Annotated in this window: 21 protein-coding genes; 18 read left to right on the top strand and 3 right to left on the bottom strand. The window is 43.8% G+C overall.

Translation table 11 applies throughout. From position 1 onward, the window contains the following. The first annotated feature begins 2 nt into the window (after positions 1 to 2). Both CW370_RS10430 and CW370_RS10425 read left to right on the top strand, forming a co-directional pair. The gene (locus tag CW370_RS10430; RefSeq protein WP_003219835.1) at positions 3 to 260 is read left to right on the top strand and encodes an HPr family phosphocarrier protein; all 258 of its coding nucleotides are present in this window, start codon (positions 3 to 5) and stop codon (positions 258 to 260) included. Continuing rightward, complete coding sequence (locus tag CW370_RS10425) at positions 261 to 1,025, top strand: arylamine N-acetyltransferase family protein (RefSeq protein WP_101169626.1); 765 nt, start codon at positions 261 to 263, stop codon at positions 1,023 to 1,025. 35 nt (positions 1,026 to 1,060) lie between these two features. Here CW370_RS10425 and CW370_RS10420 read toward each other — a convergent pair whose 3' ends face one another. Next, complete coding sequence (locus tag CW370_RS10420) at positions 1,061 to 1,270, bottom strand: lipoprotein (protein ID WP_003243327.1); 210 nt, start codon at positions 1,268 to 1,270, stop codon at positions 1,061 to 1,063. A gap of 146 nt (positions 1,271 to 1,416) precedes the next feature. Between CW370_RS10420 and psdR the strand changes: the two genes are divergently transcribed. From psdR to psdB, 4 genes are all read left to right on the top strand, one after another. Then, complete coding sequence (gene psdR / locus CW370_RS10415) at positions 1,417 to 2,130, top strand: two-component system response regulator PsdR (RefSeq protein ID WP_003228163.1); 714 nt, start codon at positions 1,417 to 1,419, stop codon at positions 2,128 to 2,130. Next, a complete protein-coding gene (gene psdS / locus CW370_RS10410; RefSeq protein ID WP_024571589.1) occupies positions 2,124 to 3,194 on the top strand; it encodes a two-component sensor histidine kinase PsdS in 1,071 nt (356 codons plus the stop codon). Before psdR ends, psdS begins: the two co-directional genes overlap by 7 nt. 82 nt (positions 3,195 to 3,276) lie before the next feature. Continuing rightward, on the top strand, positions 3,277 to 4,056 hold the full coding sequence (gene psdA / locus CW370_RS10405; RefSeq protein WP_003228167.1) for a lantibiotic ABC transporter ATP-binding protein PsdA: 780 nt from the start codon (positions 3,277 to 3,279) through the stop codon (positions 4,054 to 4,056). After that, positions 4,031 to 5,971, top strand: a complete 1,941-nt coding sequence (psdB, locus tag CW370_RS10400) for a lantibiotic ABC transporter permease PsdB (RefSeq protein ID WP_024571588.1) — start codon at positions 4,031 to 4,033, stop codon at positions 5,969 to 5,971. The genes psdA and psdB overlap by 26 nt, the downstream gene beginning before the upstream one ends. A 37-nt stretch (positions 5,972 to 6,008) precedes the next feature. Here psdB and CW370_RS10395 read toward each other — a convergent pair whose 3' ends face one another. Next, positions 6,009 to 6,986: a 2-hydroxyacid dehydrogenase gene (locus CW370_RS10395; RefSeq protein ID WP_072557265.1), complete on the bottom strand. Its 978-nt coding sequence runs from the start codon at positions 6,984 to 6,986 to the stop codon at positions 6,009 to 6,011. A gap of 382 nt (positions 6,987 to 7,368) precedes the next feature. Between CW370_RS10395 and CW370_RS10385 the strand changes: the two genes are divergently transcribed. Both CW370_RS10385 and CW370_RS10380 read left to right on the top strand, forming a co-directional pair. Further along, positions 7,369 to 7,962 carry a beta-class carbonic anhydrase gene (locus CW370_RS10385; RefSeq protein ID WP_010886620.1) on the top strand — a complete coding sequence of 198 codons (594 nt, stop codon included), beginning with the start codon at positions 7,369 to 7,371 and terminating at the stop codon, positions 7,960 to 7,962. A gap of 18 nt (positions 7,963 to 7,980) precedes the next feature. Continuing rightward, a complete protein-coding gene (locus tag CW370_RS10380) occupies positions 7,981 to 9,573 on the top strand; it encodes a SulP family inorganic anion transporter (RefSeq protein ID WP_017695267.1) in 1,593 nt (530 codons plus the stop codon). A 26-nt stretch (positions 9,574 to 9,599) separates the two neighbouring features. Here the strand turns inward: CW370_RS10380 and CW370_RS10375 are convergent, their stop codons facing one another. Beyond that, positions 9,600 to 9,920 carry a MazG nucleotide pyrophosphohydrolase domain-containing protein gene (locus CW370_RS10375; protein WP_003242570.1) on the bottom strand — a complete coding sequence of 107 codons (321 nt, stop codon included), beginning with the start codon at positions 9,918 to 9,920 and terminating at the stop codon, positions 9,600 to 9,602. A gap of 116 nt (positions 9,921 to 10,036) precedes the next feature. On the opposite strand from CW370_RS10375, the gene CW370_RS10370 reads away from it, so the two are divergent. The 10 genes from CW370_RS10370 (at position 10,037) to pgmB (ending at position 22,673) form a co-directional block, all read left to right on the top strand. Further along, positions 10,037 to 10,612 (top strand): TIGR00730 family Rossman fold protein, encoded by a 576-nt coding sequence (locus tag CW370_RS10370; RefSeq protein ID WP_014665480.1) that lies wholly within the window; start codon positions 10,037 to 10,039, stop codon positions 10,610 to 10,612. Between the two features lie 204 nt (positions 10,613 to 10,816). Next, entirely contained in the window at positions 10,817 to 11,767 is a 951-nt protein-coding gene (locus CW370_RS10365) for a substrate-binding domain-containing protein (RefSeq protein ID WP_003242739.1), read from the top strand. Between the two features lie 112 nt (positions 11,768 to 11,879). Then, on the top strand, positions 11,880 to 13,649 hold the full coding sequence (gene mdxD, locus CW370_RS10360; RefSeq protein WP_101169625.1) for a maltogenic alpha-amylase: 1,770 nt from the start codon (positions 11,880 to 11,882) through the stop codon (positions 13,647 to 13,649). A gap of 95 nt (positions 13,650 to 13,744) precedes the next feature. Then, positions 13,745 to 14,998, top strand: a complete 1,254-nt coding sequence (mdxE, locus tag CW370_RS10355) for a maltodextrin ABC transporter substrate-binding protein MdxE (RefSeq protein ID WP_024572152.1) — start codon at positions 13,745 to 13,747, stop codon at positions 14,996 to 14,998. A 41-nt stretch (positions 14,999 to 15,039) separates the two neighbouring features. Then, positions 15,040 to 16,347 (top strand): maltodextrin ABC transporter permease MdxF, encoded by a 1,308-nt coding sequence (gene mdxF / locus CW370_RS10350; protein ID WP_014478063.1) that lies wholly within the window; start codon positions 15,040 to 15,042, stop codon positions 16,345 to 16,347. Further along, positions 16,348 to 17,184 (top strand): maltodextrin ABC transporter permease MdxG, encoded by an 837-nt coding sequence (mdxG, locus tag CW370_RS10345; RefSeq protein ID WP_015251161.1) that lies wholly within the window; start codon positions 16,348 to 16,350, stop codon positions 17,182 to 17,184. Positions 17,185 to 17,188: 4 nt separating this feature from the next. Then, entirely contained in the window at positions 17,189 to 18,073 is an 885-nt protein-coding gene (locus tag CW370_RS10340) for a DUF1189 domain-containing protein (protein WP_024572151.1), read from the top strand. Next, positions 18,051 to 20,324: a maltose phosphorylase gene (gene mdxK, locus CW370_RS10335; protein WP_024572150.1), complete on the top strand. Its 2,274-nt coding sequence runs from the start codon at positions 18,051 to 18,053 to the stop codon at positions 20,322 to 20,324. The genes CW370_RS10340 and mdxK overlap by 23 nt, the downstream gene beginning before the upstream one ends. Then, a complete protein-coding gene (malL, locus tag CW370_RS10330; protein WP_101169624.1) occupies positions 20,317 to 22,002 on the top strand; it encodes an oligo-1,6-glucosidase in 1,686 nt (561 codons plus the stop codon). The genes mdxK and malL overlap by 8 nt, the downstream gene beginning before the upstream one ends. Continuing rightward, positions 21,999 to 22,673 (top strand): beta-phosphoglucomutase, encoded by a 675-nt coding sequence (gene pgmB, locus CW370_RS10325; protein WP_024573363.1) that lies wholly within the window; start codon positions 21,999 to 22,001, stop codon positions 22,671 to 22,673. The genes malL and pgmB overlap by 4 nt, the downstream gene beginning before the upstream one ends. The last annotated feature ends 28 nt before the right edge of the window (positions 22,674 to 22,701 follow it).

Below are 22,701 nucleotides of genomic sequence, written 5' to 3'. Positions count from 1 at the left end.
TTATGGTTCAACAGAAAGTGGAAGTTCGATTAAAGACAGGACTGCAAGCACGTCCTGCTGCTTTGTTTGTACAAGAAGCAAACCGGTTTACGTCAGATGTGTTTCTTGAGAAGGATGGGAAAAAAGTAAACGCCAAAAGCATCATGGGGCTGATGAGCCTTGCGGTAAGCACAGGCACTGAGGTTACCTTGATTGCCCAGGGAGAAGATGAACAAGAGGCCCTGGAGAAGCTGGCTGCTTACGTTCAAGAAGAAGTTTAGGTGATAAAAATGAGTGACTTTCTAAAAGACTGCTTTCAGAAAATCGGCTGGGAGAAAGACCATGTCAGCTTTGGCGATCTTCCCCTTTTTCTCAAAGCAATGGCATACCGTTTTCCATTCGAAAACCGTGCCGTACTTGCAAAAGAGAATTATAAGATCACAAAAGAAGAGCTATGGCGACGTCTGCTCAAAGATCAGCACGGCGGCCTATGCTACGATTTAAATGGTTTTCTTTATTTTGTCTTGCGTGAGGCTGGGTTTCGTGTGAAGCTCATTCGAGGAACGGTTTATGCAGGCGATCAAGAGGGATGGGCACTAGAAGGGACGCATGCTGCTGTATGGCTGTCTGCGGAAAACGGCGATTACCTCGTTGATATCGGCTTCGGCATCAACCTGGCGCTCCAGCCGATACCGCTTTCCGGAGAAACGGTACAGTCACCAGTCGGGGCATTCCGAATCAAGAGAGAAGAGACAGAAAAGGGCAGCCATGTTCTGCTGATGGACAAAGGAGAAGGCTGGCAAATTGGGTACGCCTTTACTCTTGAAGAGAGTGATCTCGGTGATTTAGATAACATGAAGGACATCATTCACTCTCATGAAAAATCTCCTTTTAACAAGTCCCTGCTTGCCTCAAAGCTGACGCCGAGCGGAAGGATGGTCATGTCAGAGCGCCATTTTACGATTTATGAAAACGGCGGTAACATTCAAAAAAGCGACATCGGCCCTTCAGGATTTGAAGAGAAATTAAATACTCATTTTTTGTAACGTGAAAAGCTTGCAGGTTATCTGCAAGCTTTTTCTTATGAACAAGTGTAGATTGCTGTATCAAATGCGTCTTCTGGGATATACAGTTTTCCCTTTTCGTATTTATAAGGAATTTCATTCTCTTTAAAGCACTCTTTGGTATAGTCAGTTAGTGTATCCCCAATTTCTATGTATTTCCCGGTATAGTTGGGCTGACATGCTGAAAGAATTGACGTCATTGCCAGAAACAGCATGATTTTCTTCATCACGACACCTGCCTATTATGAAAATTTTACCTTTATTATTCTATCACAACGAAAAGAAAAAGACCGATTTACTATTTCGCACATGCTATAATAATTTTGGAATCTTCTAGAAAAATCATCGTGATGTACATATAAGGGGGATTAACGTGTATCGGATTTTGCTTGTGGAAGATGATGAGCGGATTGCTTCTTTGCTGGGCGGTCATCTTCAAAAATACGGATATGAAGTGAAAATTGCTGAACAGCTGAATGATATAAAATTGGAATTTGCAGAAATGAAGCCTGATCTTGTGCTGCTTGATATCAACCTGCCTTTTTTTGACGGGTTTTATTGGTGCAGGCAAATCCGTACCATTTCCAATGCGCCGATTATCTTTATATCGGCACGGACCGATGAGCTGAATCAGGTAATGGCGATTGAAAATGGCGGCGATGATTATATCACAAAGCCGTTCCATCTAGAGGTAGTGATGGCCAAAATCAAAAGCGTCCTGCGCCGCACATATGGTGAATACTCGCCCTCTTTGCCGCAGGAATCAAGAATAGTGGAGCTTGGCGGGCTAACGATTTATCCTGATCAAAATGAAGCGGAGTGGAACAGCGTCCGGATTTTGTTTTCCCAAAAAGAATTCCAGCTTCTCTCGATTTTTGTGAGGGAGCATAAAAAAATTGTCTCTCGTGATGAACTATTGGAGGCGTTATGGGATGACGTTGATTTTGTCGATGACAATACGTTAACGGTCAATGTCAACCGGCTGCGGAGAAAACTGGAGAATGCAGGACTGAAAGATTGCATTTCCACAATCAGAGGACAAGGCTATCAATTTCAAGTCAATCGGAAGGATGAAGCGGAGTGTTAAAGACTTATCTCATCGACCGCTTAGCCATTATTCTATTTTCATTATTAGGGATAGGGTCCGCCATGCTGATTGCGTATTTAAGCATTGTAGAGAGCGGCGCAGAACCTTCCAAAGAAAATATGATGTACATATGGATTTTGCCCGGTACTCTTTTAGCCGCAGGTTTTGCTGCTGATTATGTTCGGCAATTTTCCTTTCTCACATATGTTAAAAAGCTTGCAGAACAAGCCTCTTCTTCGAATGACATCGGACAATCTTTGAAAGCCAGAAAGCCAAGAACAGGAGAGCAAGCGCTTTGGACGAAAATGATCAACGCACTCGGGCAGCAATACGAAAGCAGGCTCTCACAATATATCAATCAGCAAAAACAGCATTACACCTTCACCAACCAATGGGTCCACCATATGAAAACACCGGTATCCGTCATATCCTTAATGATTCAGGAAGGAAAAAACGGAACCTCATCCTCTTTTCCGACGTTCTTAGAGGAGCTGGAGGATGAGAATGAGAGATTTCGCCACGGTCTTGATATGATGCTGCAAACGGCTCGGCTGGAGGAATTTGCATTTGATGTAAAGCCGCAAACCTTTGATTTGGCAGAAATGGTTCGTTCACTGATCAATCAGGAAAAACGTCAGTTTATTAAACGGCGCCTTTTTCCAACATTACATGTGCCACCAAATGCCGTTCAGATTTCCAGTGATCAAAAGTGGCTTTCCTTTGTTGTTGAGCAAATCCTTTTCAACGCCTTAAAATATTCAAAGCAAGGTGTGGGAGACCCTATTACAATCCGGATTGAAACACAGGGACATGAGACGCGCTTGTCGCTTGCCGACGAAGGAATCGGCATACCGCCGCAGGATCTGCCGCGGATTTTTGACGCGTTTTTTACCGGAGAAAACGGACGAACCATGAAAGAGGCAACTGGAATGGGCCTTTATTTAGCAAAACAGGTGTGCAGCCGTCTCGGCCATAAGCTGTATGCGGAATCAAAAGAAGGGGCTGGCACTGTGATAACCATCGTGTTTTCAAGTGACACCCTCGTGAATGTGACAGCATTGTAAGATTGGGGAGCGGAATTGCAAGAAAGTTCGATGGGAGGATGCTGACTTCCTTTTTATAATAAAGAAAAAGGAGGAGCAGAACATGAACGTGTTGCAAACAACGAACCTATCGAAAACGTACTATTCAAATAAAGGAACAATATCATACCAAGCGCTCAGCGCCTTTGATCTCAGTGTGTCAAAAGGGGAATTTGTCGGGATTATGGGGCCGTCGGGAAGCGGAAAAACCACGCTTTTGAATTTGCTGGCTACCATTGATAAGCCGACCCAGGGCGAGATGATGATCAACGGCATTCAGCCGAAAACGTTAAAGGACCAAGAGCTGGCTTTGTTTCGCAGAAGAGAACTCGGCTTCGTCTTTCAGGATTTTAATCTGCTTGATACGCTGACGATTCGTGAAAATATTCTCTTGCCGCTCGCATTGGATAAGGTAAAGCTGAGAGAAATGGAAGCCCGATTGGATGAACTGGCGGATACGCTGCAAATCAAGCACATTCTCGATCATCGCACATATGAGGTGTCGGGCGGACAGCAGCAGCGGGCAGCCTGTGCCAGAGCGATTATTCACAATCCGGCGCTCATTCTTGCTGATGAACCGACAGGAAACCTCGACTCAAAATCGGCAAAGCAAGTGATGAACACACTGGCTCAGCTGAATGAGGAAAAGGAAGCGACGATTCTGTTGGTTACGCATGATGCCACAGCAGCAAGTTTCTGTAAACGAATTGTTTTTATTAAAGACGGACGTTTCTTTTCAGAGATTCACAGAGGAACAAACAGGCAGGTGTTTTATCAAAGTATATTGGATACCTTGAGTGTGTTGGGAGGCGATTTTCATGAATTTGAGAACTATCGCCCGTAAAAACATTCTTGGGAATCTGCAACGGTATGTGGCCTACTTTTTAAGCTGTGTGTTTGCCGTTTCGGTGTTTTTTGTCTTCACATCATTTATTTTTCATCCTGATGTCAATGAAGACAATATATATGGCGGAAGCCTTGTCAAAACATGCTTGAGCGCAGCTCTTGTCGTCATCATTGTGTTTTGTATATTTTTCATTACATATTCCAATTCAGCGTTTTTGCAGGCAAGAAAGAAAGAGTTTGGGCTGCTGACACTGTTTGGCACATCAAAGCAGCAGCTTCGCAAGATGATTTATTATGAGCAGTCACTTATTTCTCTTGCGGCGATTGCGGCCGGCATTGGAGCAGGCCTGTTATTTTCAAAACTGTTTTTTATGATCATGACATGGATGCTCAGCGTGAAGGTGCCGATTTCGTTTGCCATTGTGCCGAAAGCGTTTGTGATGACAATTGCCGGCTTTCTCATCCTGTTTCAGACGCTGCTCATTTTATCACTGGGACGGATTCGGAAGCTGGAAATCATTGAACTGATTAAATCGGCCAAAAAGCCGAAAAGTTTGCCGGTTTATTCGAAATGGCTCACTGTATTGTCTTTGCTATGTCTTGGCAGCGGTTATTATCTATCTGCAACAGCCAATGCAATTGACATGATGTTTCGGGTTTTTCCAATTTTGATTTTAGTGTTAATTGGCACGTATTTCTTTTTTACCCAAAGCAGTGTGGCGTTTTTCCGCATGCTTTACCGGAAGAAACACAGCTTCTACAAAGGCACGAATATCATTGTGCGTTCCAACATGATATTCAGGCTGAAGGATCATGCACGCATGCTGTTTTTAACCTCTGTCATTACAGCGGTCATATTAACAGCTACAGGTGTCATCTATATGTTTTATTCCGATTTACAAAGGCAGGAGGAGCAAAGCATTCCTCAGTCTGTTTCCTGGGTGGAAAAGGATGCTTCCCGCTTTCAGGTCATGAAGCCTGAGACAGCTGAGAATACATTGAAAAAAGCTCATGCTGTTATCAAGTATAAGGTGGATGCCACAGGGATTCCTGTCACTTTTCAGTCAGACTTGCCGTATGGAAATAAGAAGATGGAAGCGGAAGCTTTGCTGATTTCAGAAAAAGTCTATAATCAAGTCGCAAAGGAAAAAGGGTTCCCAGTTATTCATTTACAAGAAAATGAAGCATTTATTAATGTTTCTTTTCAAATGATGGTGAAAGACACATTTGGAGAAGGGGAAACAGCAGCATTTCATATGAAGTCAGGAAAAACCCTTTCCTACGTCATGAAAAAGCAGCAAAACAAAGGGATATTGATGTCTGTCGATGGAGTCAGCCGTTTATTGGTTGTCAGCGAAAAGAGCTTTGACAGTCTGTCACAGGATGTGCCGCTGAAGGAACAGATGAGAATGGTAGGTTATGAGCTTGAGCATTGGCAGGAGACGGTGGATGTCTCTGAAAAGCTTGAAAACATGGTGCCGAAAGAACATACATCTGATTTTCAAACACGTGCTCCCAGTTATCAAATTGTGAAGCAGGGAGTTGCATTAATGCTGTTTATTGGTCTGTTTGTCAGCGTGCTGTTTTTTATCGTGCAAGGAAGCATGCTGTATTTGCGGATGTTTACGGAAATAGAAGATACGAGAGTGCAGGTGTTAGCGTTAAAGAGGATAGGGGTTACGGACAAAGAGATTCACTCGATCCTTGGAAAACAAATAGGATTTTTATTCTTCATCCCATTTATCGCAGGTACGATTCACGCGGGCTTTGCGTATGCAGCGTTAAGTAATATGCTGAATTCCAATTTATTTCTTGAGGCCGTAATTGTCATCTTCATTTATTTTGTATTCCAGGCTCTTTATTATATCGTCACCCGTCATATTTATAAGCGTGCTGTTCTTCAGCGTATGTAATATGAAATCCGGTCTGTTATCAGACCGGATTTTTGATTTATTGAAATTCTCTTGTGAGATTTTTCGGTGTTTGTCCTTGAATGGCTGCGATCATATTTTCGGCGGCCTGTTTGCACATGTTGAAGCGCACTTTAGCTGTTGCTGAACCGATATGAGGAAGCAGCGTGACATTATCCAGCTGCAGGAGCGGATTATCTTGGGTGACAGGCTCTTTTTCGTATACATCTAAGCCGGCTCCCCTGATCCAGCCTTCCTGAAGAGCGCGAATCAGTGCTTTTTCATCAACTGTCTTTCCCCGGGAAATATTGACGAAAATTGCTGAATCCTTCATCAACTTAAATTCGCGTTCTCCTATCATGTGATAGGTTTCATCAGTCAGCGGCGTAATGAGAAGAATAAAATCAGATTGCTCCAGCAATGTATCAAGCTCTGCATACTTAACGCCGATGCTGTCTTCTGTTTCTTGTTTGCGATGTCGGTTATGATAAAGCACTTCCATATCAAAACCAAATTTGGCGCGTCTCGCTGCTTGTTCTCCAATTCTGCCCATGCCGATAATGCCTAACGTTTGATGATGAACATCAATTCCGAAAAGCGCTTCCTCTTCCACGGTTCCCCATTTTCCTGCTCTGACAAAACGGTCCAGTTCGGCAACACGTCTGGCGGAAGACAGAATCAGTGAAAAAGCCAGATCTGCAACTGTGTCATCCAGTGTATAAGGTGTATGAGTCCCGACGACTCCTCTTTCTTTCATTGCTTCTATATCGAAGTTATCGTAGCCTACTGATTGGTTGCTGACCACTTTGAGCTTAGGCGCGTGTTCCAGCAACTCACGATTGATTGACGGTCCGGACGTCCCTGATGTTAAAAGCCCCTCCGCTTCTTTTAATTTTTCAAATAGCACGTCACTCGGAAGCGTATCCTCCTGCCATACTTCATAACGGCAATGTTCACCGATGAATGCTTCAATCTCTTCAGGAATCGGTTTTGTGATAAATACAAATGGTTTCAACAAGGCTCCCCCTTTATGGCTGTTGTCTAATTCATTATATCGGAAATAAATAGATGTTAAAAATATAGCTGCGTTTTTTTAATTTCTGGTTCTTTTGAACTTAAAATGAAGATCGAACAGCTAAATCTGCTTAAAAAAGTTTTTTAATTATCAGAATTCACCCATATTTTTTGTCAGACAAATCATCGATATGCGAACTGCAGCCGGATTATAGGATGCATTAAATATAAATTTTATTATCTTTGAAAGATATAAATGTTTATGTTTTGATTCTACAGTCCAATTATAGTGTCTTTTTTTGAAAACCTTTTCTTGGCTTATTCCTATGCTATAATTCCTTACTGTAAGCTGGGTAAGAAGGCTTGCAAAATCATATGGATGGGAGATGAATCAAATGGTTTCTTTAACATCAATTTTGGAACACAATCAGCGGTTTGTCAGTGAGAAGAAGTATGAACCGTACAAAACGACAAAGTTTCCTTCGAAAAAGCTCGTCATTGTCACCTGTATGGATACAAGGCTTACAGAACTTCTTCCGCAAGCAATGGGGCTTAAAAACGGTGATGCTAAAATTGTAAAAAACGCGGGAGCCATCGTTTCTCACCCATTTGGAAGCGTGATGCGAAGCATACTGGTCGCGATTTATGAATTGCAGGCTGAAGAGGTATGCATTGTCGGCCATCATGAATGCGGAATGTCTGGGCTGAATGCGTCCTCGATTCTTGAGAAAGCAAAGGAACGCGGGGTGGAGGATAGCTGCCTGAATTTGCTGACGAGCGCCGGACTCGATTTGAAAACGTGGCTGACCGGTTTTCACAGCGTGGAAGAAAGCGTTTCCCACAGTGTGAACATGATTAAGAATCATCCGCTGCTTCCGAAAAAAGTGCCGGTTCACGGACTTGTCATTCATCCTGAAACAGGAAAACTTGATGTGGTCATTAACGGTTATGAAACTGAGCTTATAAACAATCACTCATAAGGGAGGTTATAACAAAATATGCGATTCTCAGGGAGATTCAAGGGATACAATTTGCAGAAATTTCAGAAAGACTTGATTGCAGGTATCGTAGTAGGTGTCGTGGCAATTCCTTTAGGAATGGCGTTTGCCATTGCCTCGGGAGTCGAGCCTGAATATGGGCTATACACTGTTGTTATAGCAGGGATTTGTATTTCTTTGTTTGGAGGATCAAAATATCAGATTGGCGGTCCGACGGGCGCCTTTGTCCCGATTTTATTCGGCATTGTCATGCAGTACGGCTTGGAAAATCTGCTGATTGCGGGGTTTATGGCAGGAGTGATGCTGGTACTGTTTGGGCTGTTTAAGCTCGGAAAAATAATGAAATTCGTGCCCAAACCCGTTATCGTCGGTTTTACAGCCGGAATTGCCGTGCTGATCTTTACGGAACAAATCGCTAATTTTCTCGGATTGAGAAATGTTGAAAAACATGAGAACTTTCATCACAACATGTTTGAAATTGTACAGCAGCTCGGCACCTTTAACGTGTATGCCATTTTGACAGCTGTGATCGGGCTCGTCATTTTGCTTGTATCCGCCAAGGTGATGCCTAAAGTGCCGGGCGCTTTGTTGGCGCTTCTTATTTCCACAGTGGTCGCGGTTGTCTTTTTCCCTGACCGCATGGCAACGATTGGGTCAACTTATGGAGAAATCCCCCGCCATTTGCCTGAATTTCAGTTTCCTGAGCTTACTTTGGATAAAATGGTCATGCTGTTTCCGGCTGCGCTTGTCATCGCGCTTCTTGGAGGACTTGAGTCGATTTTGTCCGCAATGGTCGCTGATAACATGAAGGGCTCAAAGCATGACAGCAACAAGGAGCTTGTCGGCCAGGGGATTGCGAATATGGCAGCGCCCCTGTTTGGCGGAATCCCGGCTACAGGAGCGATTGCGAGAACGGCGACCAATATAAAAAACGGAGCGGTTTCCCCTGTTTCCGGCGTCGTTCACGGCGTAGTCGTTCTCCTTGTCCTGCTTGTATTTGCGCCTTATGCGTCCCATGTGCCGCTTGCCAGTATGGCACCGATTCTCATGGTGGTCGCATGGAATATGAGTGAGCGCAAGGAAGTCGCAAACATGCTGAGACTGAAAAATGCTGATTCCTTTATTTTGGCGGCGACCTTCGCCCTTACGGTTCTTTTTGACTTAATCATCGGTGTGGCAACCGGATTGCTGCTTGCATTTGTGTTCTTTATCAGAAGAATGAGCGAAGCGACCCGCATCCACAATCAGGAATCGCATCCTGTTCTGGCGAAGAGAGAAGATCCATCTGTCAGCATGTATGCCATAGAAGGGCCGCTGTTTTTCGGATCAATTGATTCCCTTGAATCGTCATTGCTGGAGCATGTACAGAAAAAACCGAAAACCCTCATTCTGCTCATGAATAAGGTGCACTATATGGATACGTCAGCTGAAGCGGTGCTTGGGAACATTATGAATCGAATTAAACGCCACAATGGAAAGCTGATGATTGTAGGATTGCAATCGCAGCCGAAGGAGCTGCTGCATAAAACAGGCCTTTTTCACAAAATAGGAAAGCAGCATTTCTTTGATCACCATGATGAAATCACAGGTTAAAAAAAGCGGCCATCGCGGCCGCTTTTTTATGCATGCTCAAATCGTTTTGTCAGTTTTTCTTGGTGGGCCTTCATGACGTCTTCTAAAGAGACACCATACATATCAGCAAGAATGGCGATATTTCCGATGACATCTCCCATTTCTTCAATCAATTCTTGTTTTTGCTCAGCGCGTGACGATTCTTTCTCATCCGGCCGGTCTCTGCCGATTTCATACGCCCTGACAGCCCGGGCCAATTCTCCGGCTTCCTCCATTAAAAAGCCGACGCGAATAAAAGGTCCGTATTCTGTCCAGCCTCTTTTTTCGTAAAACTCTTTCATCCATTTTTCTGCATCAGCCAGCTGCAACCTCATCACTCCTGCATTCTTTATGTATTTCATATTGATATTATCACATGAAGATGGGACAATATATAGTGTGTTTTTGAATGTTTAACACGATATATAGATGCGGAGATGACAAGATGAAAACCATTTGTGTATTTGCGGGATCAAACCCTGGGGGAAATGAAGCGTATAAAAGAAAAGCGGCAGAGCTTGGCACGTACATGGCTGAGCAGGGAATCGGCCTTGTCTATGGAGGCTCCCGCGTCGGCTTGATGGGCACGATTGCTGACGCGATTATGGAAAACGGCGGAACTGCAATCGGGGTCATGCCGAGCGGTTTGTTCAGCGGGGAGGTTGTCCATCAAAACCTGACTGAGCTGATTGAAGTAAACGGGATGCATGAACGAAAGGCTAAAATGAGCGAGCTGGCGGACGGCTTTATCTCAATGCCGGGCGGCTTCGGTACATATGAAGAATTATTTGAAGTGCTGTGCTGGGCACAGATCGGCATCCACCAAAAGCCAATCGGACTGTATAATGTAAACGGGTATTTTGAGCCAATGATGAAAATGGTGAAATACAGCATTCAAGAAGGGTTTTCTAACGAATCGCACCTAAAACTGATTCACAGCTCGTCACGGCCGGATGAGTTAATTGAGCAAATGCAAAATTATTCTTATCCGATTTTAGAAAAAAAGTGGACAGAAATTTAAAAAAGAGACTTTCTCATGGAAGTGGAGAGAATGAGTCAGCAACCTAGCGTATGAATTCATGAAAAATCGAGTGTTTTTAACAAAGTGAGGTTTCCTTAAGGAAATCTCTTTTTTATTTCTCTTTTGCCTGCATCGTATATTTAGCAGTAATAGAGGACTTTATCACTAGTTTGGATAATAAGCACAGATAAGGAGGGGATGAAAATGGCAACATTGTCAGATGTGGCGAAAAAAGCAAATGTTTCGAAAATGACGGTATCACGAGTGATCAATCACCCTGAGACGGTGACGGATGAATTGAAAAAGCTTGTTCATTCTGCGATGAAAGAGCTGAATTACATCCCTAATTATGCGGCGAGAGCGCTCGTGCAAAACAGAACACAGGTTGTGAAACTATTGATACTTGAGGAAATGGATACGACAGAACCATATTACATGAACCTGCTGACAGGAATCAGCAGGGAGCTGGATCGCAATCACTATGCTCTCCAGCTTGTGACAAGAAATTCTCTTAATATTGGCCAATGTGACGGCATTATTGCCACCGGCTTGAGAAAGAACGATTTTGAAGGTGTAATAAAAGCTTTTGAGAAGCCGCTCGTCGTATTTGGGCAAAATGAAATGGGCTATGACTTTATCGATGTGAATAACGAGAAAGGCACTTTTATGGCAACCCGCCATGTTATGGGGCTGGGGGAGCGGGAAGTTGTCTTTTTTGGCATTGATTTAGATGAGCCTTTCGAACGTGCAAGAGAACAGGGGTATATACGGGCGATGAATAAAAGCTTTAAAAAATCGAATATGTTTCGGATCGACAACAGTTCTAAGAAAAGTGAATGCCTTGCAAGAGAACTGCTGAAATCCATGGACAATCAGGCCGCATTTGTCTGCGCATCTGATCGAATCGCGCTCGGCGTCATTCGTGCGGCGCAATCCCTTGGAAAGCGAATTCCAGAAGACGTTGCGGTTACCGGGAATGACGGTGTGTTTCTTGATCGCATCTCCTCGCCGCGCTTGACTACGGTCAGACAGCCTGTTGTTGAAATGGGGGAAGCCTGTGCGAAAATGTTGCTGAAAAAAATGAATGAAGACGGCGCTGCACAAGGAAGTCTATTTTTTGAACCAGAGTTAATTGTACGAGAATCAACGCTGTAAGCGCCTTATCCTGTTATCGGTAACAGGGTGAAAAGGATTGTTCCCACAATTTCATCATGATACTTTCAAACTATGAGCCGGCTTCAATAAAACGGAAATCAAAGGGGGAAACATGATGGAATATGCAGCGATTCACCACCAGCCATTCAGCACCGATGCTTATTCTTATGATGGGCGGACTGTGCATATCAAGATTCGGACGAAAAAAGGTGATGTAGATCACATTCGATTCATTTGGGGTGATCCCTATGAGTACAACGACGGCAAGTGGTCGGCAAACGAGCAGCCGATGAGGAAAATTGCTGCTACAGAAATGCATGACTATTGGTTTGCTGAAGTGGTGCCGCCATTTAGGCGTTTACAATATGCGTTTGTTGTAACAGACGATCATGAAGACATCTTTTTCGGAAGTTCGGGTGTATGCCCTTATAACGAAAAAACACTGGAAACGATTCATTATTACTTTAAATTTCCGTTTGTTCACGAGGCTGATACATTTCAAGCGCCTGAATGGGTCAAGTCAACGGTTTGGTATCAAATTTTTCCGGAGCGTTTTGCAAATGGAAGAGAAGACTTGTCACCGAAGAATGCATTGCCGTGGGGGAGCAAGGACCCGGACGTCAATGATTTTTTTGGAGGGGATTTACAAGGAATTGTTGACAAGCTTGATTATTTAGAGGATTTAGGGGTGAACGGCATTTATCTGACGCCGATCTTTTCCGCGCCTTCTAATCATAAATACGACACGCTGGATTACTTTTCTATTGATCAGCATTTCGGGGATCCAGAGATTTTTCGTACATTGGTCAGCCAGCTTCATCAGCGGGGGATGAGAATTATGCTAGATGCGGTTTTTAACCATATAGGAAGCGCGTCTCCGCAATGGCAGGATGTCGTCAAAAACGGAGCTCGATCCCGCTATAAGGACTGGTTCCATATTCACTCTTTTCCCGTCACAGACGACAATTATGACAGGTTTGCTTTTACAGCTGATATGCCGAAGCTAAACACGGCTAATCCTGAGGTGCAGAAATATTTGCTTGATATTGCTTTGTACTGGATTCGCGAATTTGACATTGACGGCTGGCGTTTGGATGTCGCAAATGAAGTGGATCACGTTTTTTGGAAGACATTTAGGCAGGCTGTATCTACTGAAAAGCCTGACGTTTATATTTTAGGTGAGATCTGGCATTCTGCCGAACCCTGGCTTAGAGGGGATGAATTTCATGCGGCGATGAATTACCCTTTTACAGAGCCTATGATTGAATATTTTGCTGACCGGACGATCCGAGCCTCACGTATGGCCTACCTTGTCAATGCGCATTTGATGAATGGGATGAAGCAAGCCAATGAGGTGATGTTTAATTTACTGGATAGCCATGATACAAAGCGCCTTTTGACCAGATGCCGCAATGATGAGAAGAAAGCACGCGCATTGCTGGCCTTTATGTTTGCTCAAGCAGGTTCTCCCTGCATTTATTACGGAACGGAAATCGGGCTGGACGGCGAAAATGATCCATTATGCCGGAAATGTATGGTTTGGGAAAAAGAGAAGCAAAACCAAGACATGCTGCAATTTATGAAACGGTTAATTGCTTTACGCAAGCAGGAAAACACTTTATTGACAGAAGGACATCTTGAGTGGAATCTGCTGGATGACCAAAACGATTTTATCAGCTTTTCACGGACTCTTGATGAAAAAATACTGATTTATTTCTTTAATCAAGGGAATGCGGTTCAACATGTCAGTTTACTGGATTTGAATATTGAAAGGAATAAGAGGATCTGTGATGCATGGACAGAGCAGCCGCTTCAGCATCACGATGTCATTGCCGTTCAGCCGGGAGAATTTTTGATTTTGAGTGCTGCTGCCCCAGTATAAAATTCTGTTATCGGTAACAAATCGAAAGTTGTTGTAACCGCTTTCTATAGGACAATACAATTGTTATAGTTTCGTAAATAGAAGGGGGAAAAGAGATGGTTCTTTTTAAAAAGGGGTTCGCCATATTGGCGGCATCATTTCTGGCAATCGGCCTTGCCGCCTGCTCAAGTTCAAAAAATCCAGCAAGCGCTGATGGCAAAAAGGTGCTGACTGTGTCTGTCGAAGAAACGTATAAAGAATACATTGAAAGCATTAAAGCAAAGTTCGAAAAAGAGAATGATGTCACAGTAAAAATTGTTGAAAAGCAAATGTTCGAACAGTTAGAAGCGCTTCCTCTTGATGGCCCGGCGGGTAATGCGCCTGATGTTATGCTTGCTGCATATGACCGGATCGGCGGTTTGGGACAGCAAGGACATTTGCTTGACATTAAGCCATCTCATACAAAAAGCTTTGGTGATAAAGAAATGCAGCAGGTGACAGTTGACGGCAAAGTGTACGGAATGCCGCTAGTCATTGAGACACTTATTTTGTATTACAACAAAGATCTTTTAAAAACAGCGCCAAAAACATTTAAAGACCTTGAAAAGTTAACGGAAGATCCTCGATTCGCGTTTGCTTCGGAAAAAGGAAAATCAACCGGATTTTTAGCAAAATGGACTGACTTTTATATGTCGTACGGCTTATTGGCTGGATACGGCGGATATGTGTTTGGAAAAAACGGCACAGATTCCGGGGACATCGGCCTGAACAATAAAGGAGCTGTAGAAGCGGTGAAATATGCGGAGAAATGGTTTGAAACATATTGGCCGAAAGGAATGCAAGACAATTCAAGCGCAGACGACTTTATTCAGCAGATGTTTTTAGAAGGCAAAGCGGCTGCGATCATTGGCGGTCCTTGGTCAGCTGCCAATTATAAAGAGGCTAAATTGAACTACGGAGCGGCTCCCATTCCGACATTGCCCAATGGAGAAGAATATGCCCCTTTTGCGGGCGGGAAGGGCTGGGTAGCTTCAAAATATACAAAAGAGCCCGAGCTGGCTGAAAAATGGCTTGAGTATGCTGCAAATGATGCCAATGCTTACGCTTTTTATCAGGATACAAACGAAGTTCCGGCCAACACAGCCGCCAGGAAGAAAGCCGATGAGCAAAAGAATGAGCTGACGTCGGCTGTGATTAAACAATATGAAACAGCGACGCCGACTCCAAATATTCCGGAAATGGCTGAAGTATGGACAGGAGCGGAAAGTTTAATTTTTGATGCAGCTTCAGGAAAAAAATCGACACAAACATCAGCGAATGATGCTGTAAATGTCATAAAGGAAAACATTAAAGAAAAGTATGTGAAATAAAACGGCGGGATAGCGTCCGGAAGAATAGAGGGCGGAAAAAAATGAATAAACATCACACACTTGCAAAGCAAAAACGAAAGGCAGGGCTTTTATCGATCATTCCAGGACTTGGGCAGATTGCGAATCAGCAATTGTCAAAGGGGCTCTTATTTCTTGCCATCACAGGCTTGTTTGCTTTTGAATTATGCGTTTTCGGTATACAGGCGCTAACCGGATTGATGACATTGGGAAGTGTTCCCGGTGAAGACCACTCGCTGTTTATGCTGATTGAAGGCACGCTGCAATTGATCGTGACGGTGATTTTCCTCATGTTCTATATCTTTAATATCCATGATTCGCGTAAGACCGCCGCTATGAAAGCGGCGGGTTTGGAAGTCAATACAACAGCCAAGGATATGATCTGTCATGCGGGCGATAAAGGGTTTCCATATCTATTTACACTTCCGGCATATATCATGATGGTGTTTGTGATTATTTTTCCGGTTTTGGTGACTCTGTTTGTTGCATTAACAAACTATGATTTTTATCATATTCCGCCTAATCGTCTGATTGACTGGGTCGGGTTTAAAAATTTCTTAAATATTTTTTTCCTTGGCTCCTATCGTGAAACATTTGTGAATGTACTGGGCTGGACGGTTATCTGGACAATCTGTGCAACAACGCTGCAAATCATTTTAGGTATTGTGACGGCACTTTTCGTCAATCAGGATTTTATAAAAGGCAAGCGGATATTTCGAATGATTTTCTTATTTCCATGGGCTGTTCCGGCGTTTATTACAATCATGAGTTTTTCCAACATGTTTAACGACAGCATAGGAGCGGTGAATGCACAGGTGATTCCACTATTCAATCACCTGCCGTTTGTTGAGCTGCCTGCGATCGCGTGGAAGACTGATCCTTTCTGGACAAAGACAGCCCTCATTATGATTCAGACGTGGCTCGGCTTTCCATATATTTATGTCATGGTAACGGGAGTGCTTCAGGCGATTCCAGGTGAATTGTATGAAGCGGCAAAGATTGACGGGGCCACTTTTATTCAGCGTTTTCGGCATATTACATTCCCGATGATTTTATTTGCCACAGCACCCGTGATGATTACTCAGTATACGTTTAATTTCAATAATTTCTCGATCATCTATTTATTTAATGAGGGAGGGCCAGGCAGTGCGGGAGCCGGGGCCGGATCGACCGATATCTTAATTTCGTGGATTTATAAACTGACAACAGGCACATCACCCCAATATTCCGTTGCGGCGGCTGTGACACTGTTAATTTCTTTCATTGTCATTGGGATTTCACTGATTGCTTTCAAAAAATCGAATGCTTTTGGCAATGAGGAGGTTATGTAGGTGAACGCGAGCACTGCCAGAATGCTTAATAAAATCTGTACGTATTTATTTTTGACGCTTTTAAGTATTGTCATTATATATCCGTTGCTGATTACGGCATCATCAGCCTTCCGTGTGGGAAATTCGGCGGCTTTTCAGCTCGATTTTTCGGGTTCTTGGACGTTGGATCATTTTAAGCGGCTATTTGACGAAACGCTTTATCTCAATTGGTACAGCAATACACTTGTCATCGCGCTATCGGTCATGGTTTTGCAGGTTACAATCGTGACACTTGCCGGGTACTCGTACAGCCGCTATCGGTTTGCAGGCAGAAAAAAGAGCCTGATATTCTTTTTAATCATTCAAATGGTGCCGACAATGGCGGCGCTGACTGCTTTTTATGTCTTGGCGATGCTGATAGGCGCACTCGATCAATACTGGTTTTTAACAGCGATCTATATCGGCGGCGGAATTCCGATGAACACGTGGCTGATGAAAGGTTATTTTGATACTGTGCCGAGAGAAATTGATGAAGCCGCGCGAATTGACGGAGCGGGACATCTGAGGATTTTCGCTTCAATTGTTCTGCCGCTTGTTAAGCCAATGCTCGCGGTACAAGCGCTTTGGGCATTTATGGCACCGTTTGGTGATTATTTGCTGGCAAAGTTTTTGCTTCGCTCACCGGAAAGGCTGACCATCGCTGTAGGATTACAATCCTTTATTTCTAATCCGCAGCAGCAAAAAGTAGCTCTATTTGCGGCTGGTGCCATCCTTGCCGCACTGCCGATATGCGTTCTATTCTTTTTTCTCCAAAAGAACTTTGTGTCCGGTTTGACAGCCGGCGGAACAAAGGGGTAATTCAATGAAGAATCTGGAGAATAAAAGCTTTATCATCCGCTGCCTGAAAGCGGCTGCATCTCCATCAGGTGTTTGCAGCTATGGGAATACCTTCAGCTGGCTGCAGCTCTCTTTTCTCTTTATGTTTTTAACGGCCTGCTTAATGGCGCCGTTAGCGGTTTCGTTTGTGAAAATGGATCGCTTCAGCGTTGCATCTTTTATGCCGTCAGCGATTCAAGGGGTTAATGATCAATTTGCTGATCAATTACAGGGTTTTCAAATCAGGAACGGAAAACTAACAGGCGGGAAGAGCTCTGAGAGGATTGAAGATGGGCAGAATGTGATGGCAGTTGATATGAAGCATGAATATGAGACAAGCGGTGAAAATGGGCGATTGAAAGTAACTGGATTTGAAAACGCCATCATATTTCAACCTGATCAACTGGTGATCACCGATCAAAACGAAACGGGGTTTTCTGTTGGCTATGCGAAAATGGACGTTAAGCTCGAGAAACCAAACGTCCATGATGTAGAGGTTTTGATCGATACATTATGGTTGGCACAGTATAAGCCGATGATCATGATGCTGGCATATGCGGTAATCTTTATGATCCAGCTTTTGTTAACGTTTGTTCTTGCAGGTGGCCTCTGGATCACAAAAATATCAAACATGATCTCTATTGCGTCATTCAAGGAAGCAGTATCTACGGCGATTTGCGCCTCGGCACTGCCGGCATTTGCGGCAGCTGCTATCGGCATGGTTCATTTTGATTTGATTACTGTATTGATGATCCATTCGTGTGGCGTTACTTTGATGATTTCTTTTGCATTTAGATATTTGACCAAAACCCGCCGTGATAATGGAAACTTACATTCGGGAGGAAATGATGATAAATCAGCGGTTATTTGAGATTGATGAATGGAAAATCAAAACAAATACATTTAATAAGGAGCATACACGGCTGCTGGAAAGCCTGACGTCTCTTGCCAATGGCTATATGGGGGTCAGAGGAAATTTTGAAGAAGGCTATTCAGGCGACAGTCACCAAGGCACATATATTGCAGGCGTGTGGTTCCCCGACAAAACGCGAGTAGGCTGGTGGAAAAACGGGTATCCAGAATATTTCGGAAAAGTGATCAATGCGATGAACTTTATAGGCATAGGCCTATATGTTGACGGTGAAAAAATAGATCTCCATCAAAATCCAATCGAATCATTTGAGGTAGAACTCAATATGAAAGAGGGGATTCTGCGGCGAAAAGCTGTTGTCCGCATTCAAGATAAAACCGTCAGAATCAGGTCAGAGCGGTTTCTTAGCCTTGCTGTAAAAGAACTTTGTGCGATTCATTATGAAGCGGAGTGCCTGACGGGAGATGCTGTCATTACGCTTGTTCCTTACCTGGATGGAAATGTGGCAAATGAAGATTCTAACTACCAAGAACAGTTTTGGCAGGAGGAAGCGAAAGGTGCTGATTCTCACAGCGGCCATTTAGCGGCAAAAACGATCGAAAATCCATTTGGAACACCGCGCTTCACGGTTTTAGCCGCGATGGCAAACGAGACGGAGGGTTTTGTCAATGAAAGCTTTAAAACGAATGAAATGTATGTCGAGAATCGCTACAGTTATCAAACGAAAGCATCATTGAAAAAGTTTGTGATTGTCACGACTTCCCGTGATTTTCGGGAGGAAGAGCTTTTATCGAAAGCCAAGGAGCTTTTGTCGGATGTGGTAGAGAACGGCTATGAAGATGCAAAACGGAGGCACACTGATCGATGGAAGGAAAGATGGGCAAAAGCGGACATTGAGATTAAAGGAGATGAGGAGCTTCAACAAGGAATCCGCTACAATATCTTTCAGTTATTCTCGACATATTACGGGGGCGATGCCCGTTTGAATATCGGGCCGAAAGGATTTACTGGCGAGAAATATGGAGGTGCCGCATATTGGGATACTGAGGCGTACGCCGTTCCGATGTATTTGGCGACAGCCGAGCCGGAGGTGACGAAAAACCTGCTTTTGTATCGCTTTCATCAGTTGGAGGCTGCCAAACGAAACGCTGCAAAATTGGGGATGAAGGGGGCACTTTATCCGATGGTGACGTTCACCGGTGATGAATGCCACAACGAATGGGAAATCACCTTTGAAGAAATTCACCGCAATGGCGCGATCTGTTATGCGATCTACAATTATATCAATTATACAGGCGACTGTAACTATATGGAAGAATACGGGATAGATGTTCTTGTGGCAGTCAGCAGATTTTGGGCCGACCGTGTTCACTTCTCGAAACGAAAAAATAAGTATATGATCCATGGCGTCACAGGGCCGAATGAATACGAAAACAACGTTAACAACAATTGGTATACGAATGTCATTGCGGCTTGGACGTTGGAGTATACTCTACAAAATCTCGAAAGTATCTCAGCGGAGAAACGCCGCCTTCTGGATGTGCAGGAAGAAGAATTGAAAGTCTGGAGAGAAATCATCCAGCACATGTACTATCCGTATAGTGAAGAACTGCAAATTTTCGTTCAGCATGACACGTTCTTGGACAAAGATCTGCAAGCAGTAGATGAATTAGATCCAGCGGAGCGGCCTCTTTATCAGAATTGGTCATGGGACAAGATTCTCCGCTCCAATTTTATTAAGCAGGCAGATGTTCTCCAAGGCATTTATCTTTTTAATGACCGTTTTACAATGGAAGAAAAACGGCGAAATTTTGAATTTTATGAGCCGATGACTGTTCATGAATCAAGCCTATCGCCCTCTGTCCATGCGATTCTCGCAGCCGAACTCAAGCTGGAAAAGAAAGCGCTCGAATTATATAAGCGCACAGCAAGGCTTGATCTTGATAATTACAATCATGATACGGAAGAAGGCTTGCATATTACTTCAATGACGGGGAGCTGGCTGGCAATCGTTCATGGCTTTGCAGGCATGCGCACCGCGAATGAGACGCTGTCATTTGCTCCGTTTTTGCCGAAAGAATGGGACGAATATTCTTTCAACATCAATTATCGAAATCGATTAATCAATGTGACGGTTGACGAAAAGCGCGTTATTTTTGAGCTTGTAAAAGGCGAGCCGCTGCACATGAACGTTTATGAGGAACCAGTTGTCCTACAGGGACGATGTGAAAGGAGAACGCCTAATGAGTGAATGGTGGAAAGAAGCTGTCGTTTATCAAATTTACCCGCGCAGTTTTTATGATGCCAATGGAGATGGATTCGGGGATTTGCAAGGTGTGATTCAAAAGCTGGATTACATCAAAAATCTCGGGGCGGATGTCATCTGGCTCTCCCCGGTATTTGATTCCCCGCAGGATGACAACGGATATGATATCAGCGATTACAAAAACATGTACGAAAAGTTTGGGACAAATGAAGATATGTTTCAGCTGATTGATGAAGTCCATAAACGCGGAATGAAAATCGTCATGGATTTGGTCGTGAACCACACGTCGGATGAGCATGCTTGGTTTGCTGAAAGCCGCAAGTCGAAGGACAATCCTTACCGGGATTATTATTTTTGGAAAGATCCTAAACCGGACGGCTCAGAGCCGAATAATTGGGGATCGATCTTTTCAGGCTCAGCGTGGACATACGATGAAGGAACAGGGCAGTATTATTTGCACTACTTTTCAAAAAAACAGCCTGATTTAAATTGGGAAAACGAAGCCGTTCGCCGGGAAGTTTATGATGTAATGAGATTCTGGATGGATAGAGGCGTTGACGGCTGGCGAATGGATGTGATCGGCTCTATTTCTAAATACACCGATTTTCCGGACTACGAAACGGATCACAGCCGCAGCTATATTGTCGGCCGTTATCACTCTAACGGCCCCCGTCTTCATGAGTTTATTCAAGAGATGAACAGGGAAGTGCTTTCTCATTACGACTGCATGACAGTCGGAGAGGCAAACGGCTCTGATATTGAAGAGGCGAAAAAGTACACAGATGCAAGCAGGCAAGAGCTGAATATGATCTTTACATTTGAACATATGGATATTGATACAGAACAAAACTCGCCAAATGGGAAATGGCAGATCAAGCCGTTCGATTTGGTTGCTTTAAAAAAGACGATGACAAGGTGGCAGACCGGGTTAATGAATGTCGGCTGGAATACCCTGTATTTTGAGAACCATGACCAGCCGAGGGTTATTTCCCGCTGGGGCAATGATGGGAAGCTGCGTAAGGAATGTGCGAAGGCGTTTGCAACGGTTCTGCACGGCATGAAAGGAACGCCGTTTATTTACCAGGGAGAAGAAATCGGCATGGTCAACAGCGATATGTGGCTGGAGATGTATGATGATCTTGAAATAAAGAATGCATATCGTGAACTAGTCGTCGAAAACAAAACGATGTCAGAAAAAGAGTTTGTCAAAGCCGTGATGATAAAAGGAAGGGATCATGCGAGAACACCGATGCAGTGGGATGCCGGAAAACATGCGGGATTCACAGCCGGAGACCCGTGGATGCCGGTAAATTCCCGCTATCAAGCTATCAATGTGAAAGAGTCCTTGGAAGATCAAGATTCGATTTTCTTTTACTATCAGAAGCTCATTCAATTACGAAAGCAATATAAGATTATGATATATGGCGATTATCAGCTGCTGCAGGAGAATGATCCGCAGGTCTTTTCTTACCTTCGAGAATATCAAGGGGAAAAGCTTCTTGTCGTTGTGAATTTATCGGAAGAAAAGGCTCTGTTCGAAGCGCCTCCAGAACTGATTCATGAGCGTTGGAAAGTGCTGATTTCAAACTATCCGCAGGAGCGGGCTGACTTAAAGAGTATTAGCCTCAAACCTTATGAAGCTGTGATGGGCATTAGTATATGAAAGCGGTCATTTTTGATTTAGACGGAGTGATAACAGATACGGCTGAATATCATTTTCTCGCTTGGAAGCACATCGCAGAACAAATCAATATCCCTTTTGACAGAGACATGAATGAAAGGCTAAAAGGAATCAGCAGAGAAGAGTCACTTGAAAGCATCTTGATCTCTGGCGGTGCGGAAACTAGGTATACAAATGCGGAGAAACAAGAACTTATGCATCGGAAAAATCACGATTATCAAACGCTGATCAGCAAATTGACGCCGGAAGATCTTTTGCCGGGGATTGGCAGGCTCCTATGTCAATTGAAAAACGAAAATATAAAAATCGGGTTAGCATCTTCAAGCCGCAATGCTCCTAAGATTTTAAGACGTTTGGCAATTATCGATGATTTTGATGCCATTGTTGATCCGACGACTCTTGCGAAGGGGAAGCCTGATCCTGACATCTTTTTAACAGCTGCAGCGATGCTCGATGTTTCCCCTGCTGATTGCGCGGCAATAGAAGACGCAGAAGCAGGTATTTCTGCAATCAAATCTGCCGGGATGTTTGCGGTTGGAGTCGGTCAAGGACAGCCGATGCTTGGTGCTGATCTAGTTGTGAGGCAGACGAATGATTTGACACTTGAGCTGTTACATGAGGAATGGGAGCAGTATAGAATAAAAAGTGTTTAAGGGAGTCAATTCCTTGAAATGAAAAAAC

Source organism: Bacillus sp. SN32 (genome assembly GCF_002837495.1).
GTDB lineage: Bacteria > Bacillota > Bacilli > Bacillales > Bacillaceae > Bacillus > Bacillus subtilis.
The sequence above is the reverse complement of the archived record's forward strand: the minus strand, read 5'-3'. Positions and strand labels throughout refer to the sequence as shown.

Bases quoted from the DNA above. Each gene is read 5' to 3' on its own strand.
- CW370_RS10340 (WP_024572151.1), top strand. From the start codon at position 17,189: ATGAAGAATCTGGAGAATAAAAGCTTTATCATCCGCTGCCTGAAAGCG.
- psdB (WP_024571588.1), top strand. From the start codon at position 4,031: ATGAATTTGAGAACTATCGCCCGTAAAAACATTCTTGGGAATCTGCAA.
- CW370_RS10385 (WP_010886620.1), top strand. From the start codon at position 7,369: ATGAATCAAATGGTTTCTTTAACATCAATTTTGGAACACAATCAGCGG.
- pgmB (WP_024573363.1), top strand. From the start codon at position 21,999: ATGAAAGCGGTCATTTTTGATTTAGACGGAGTGATAACAGATACGGCT.
- CW370_RS10420 (WP_003243327.1), bottom strand. From the start codon at position 1,270: ATGAAGAAAATCATGCTGTTTCTGGCAATGACGTCAATTCTTTCAGCA.
- CW370_RS10430 (WP_003219835.1), top strand. From the start codon at position 3: ATGGTTCAACAGAAAGTGGAAGTTCGATTAAAGACAGGACTGCAAGCA.
- mdxD (WP_101169625.1), top strand. From the start codon at position 11,880: ATGATGGAATATGCAGCGATTCACCACCAGCCATTCAGCACCGATGCT.
- mdxK (WP_024572150.1), top strand. From the start codon at position 18,051: ATGATAAATCAGCGGTTATTTGAGATTGATGAATGGAAAATCAAAACA.
- psdA (WP_003228167.1), top strand. From the start codon at position 3,277: ATGAACGTGTTGCAAACAACGAACCTATCGAAAACGTACTATTCAAAT.
- CW370_RS10365 (WP_003242739.1), top strand. From the start codon at position 10,817: ATGGCAACATTGTCAGATGTGGCGAAAAAAGCAAATGTTTCGAAAATG.
- mdxF (WP_014478063.1), top strand. From the start codon at position 15,040: ATGAATAAACATCACACACTTGCAAAGCAAAAACGAAAGGCAGGGCTT.
- malL (WP_101169624.1), top strand. From the start codon at position 20,317: ATGAGTGAATGGTGGAAAGAAGCTGTCGTTTATCAAATTTACCCGCGC.
- mdxE (WP_024572152.1), top strand. From the start codon at position 13,745: ATGGTTCTTTTTAAAAAGGGGTTCGCCATATTGGCGGCATCATTTCTG.
- CW370_RS10370 (WP_014665480.1), top strand. From the start codon at position 10,037: ATGAAAACCATTTGTGTATTTGCGGGATCAAACCCTGGGGGAAATGAA.
- CW370_RS10380 (WP_017695267.1), top strand. From the start codon at position 7,981: ATGCGATTCTCAGGGAGATTCAAGGGATACAATTTGCAGAAATTTCAG.